Below are 1,425 nucleotides of genomic sequence, written 5' to 3'. Positions count from 1 at the left end.
TTTTTCGCTATCCACCAAAACATATTCCTGCAGGCTAGGGAGCGTCTGATAAGCTTGTAGCTTTTCACGACGGTCCACATTCGCCGTGCTCGCCGACAATACTTCGACGATAAGGCAAGGATCTTCCAGATAGAGGGTATCTCCGGACAAACGCTCGCCACAGGGCAACACCACATCGTGGTAATAAAAGGCATCTACAGCTTCCACCCGCACTTTCATATCGCTGTTCAGAACCTGACAGTGACTGCCACGGGCTTTTTGCCAGAGCAGTCCATACAGGTTACCGGCAATCTGGTTATGCCGCAGCTTGGCCCCGGCCATGGCATAAACCTGCCCGGCCACATACTCATGGCGTATATCTGCGCGCTCCTCACCTTCCAGATACTCTTTGCCAGACAAAGGCCGTAACATGGCTATCTGCATGACCTTTCCTCCTGACTCAGCGTATCAACAGTCCTCATCATAAAACGTGGAAGCTTCTGTGTCATCGCCGCAAGATGGCAAGAAATAGCGGGTAGCGCCGGGATGATTCTTCCCTTTAGGGCTTGATGTCGCGCCCCAAGCCATATTTTAGGCGGCGGGCAGGCAGATACCAGAACAAACCATCCAGCAGCATCAGGCAGCCCGCAGCAATCAGAATATAATCGGTGAAACTGTAGGGTGTCGCGCCCAGTATTTTGTGGATGGCCAGACCCAGGCCGATAAATGCCACCCCGGTGCGGATCAGCGACAACCCGGTTCGGGCGCGCGCGTAAGAGGCGCGGTGACTGGCGGCAATGGTGCGCTGGGCGGCGAGCATATTACGCTCGCGGGCCAGATGGGTGCGCTCCTTGCTGGCCGGAACCGGGCGCAAAATCGAACAGTAATGGGGAATGGCCGCCGCCAGTCTGGCCAGGGCACTGTCATCCTCCGCCTCAACCGGGGCTTCAGGAAGGTGATAACGATCGGTAAAGCGCACGTTCTCGGTCGTAATATCAATCAAGGCGCTTTGGCAGGGTAGATCCATGCGGCTGCCACGCACTTTCAGATAATCGAACAAGCCGATCAGGGCCAGAACAATGCCGACCAACAAAATCGGCAGGTGGTAAGGTGAGAGATCGTTGTGGGAGACTTTAGTCAGCACATTGGCCAGTGCCACCATGGCAAGCCCCCAGCGTAGCAACTTCATGGCCGTCCGGGCGCGGGCATGAGCGGTACGATGGGCAGCCAGCTTGGTGCGCCAGTGCGCCATGGTGTTACGCCAATAGGCCAAGCCCGTGCGCTCAATGCCAATGAGCAAGGGTGCCTCGGCATGCTTGTAGTCCTGTATGTACCAGCGGATGTCTTCCTTGAGCGCGACACGAAATTCGTAATGATGGGCCGGGACCAGGTCCTGAACCCGGGCACGCATACTCGGGTTGTTCGGGTCAGCCGCAGCGATAATGA

The 1,425-nt window shown here is 56.6% G+C and carries 2 protein-coding genes; both read right to left on the bottom strand.

All coding sequences use genetic code 11. The features are described from left to right. A partial coding sequence (locus AC2VLY_RS05960; RefSeq protein WP_486921927.1) for a Uma2 family endonuclease occupies positions 1-423 on the bottom strand: 423 nt, incomplete at its 3' end. A 115-nt stretch (positions 424-538) separates the two neighbouring features. Next, positions 539-1,425 (bottom strand): YidH family protein (locus AC2VLY_RS05955; protein ID WP_486893153.1); only part of this gene is annotated, 887 nt, incomplete at its 5' end.

It is taken from the genome of Acidithiobacillus sp. TH-A36, assembly GCF_057473445.1.
The sequence above is the reverse complement of the archived record's forward strand: the minus strand, read 5'-3'. Positions and strand labels throughout refer to the sequence as shown.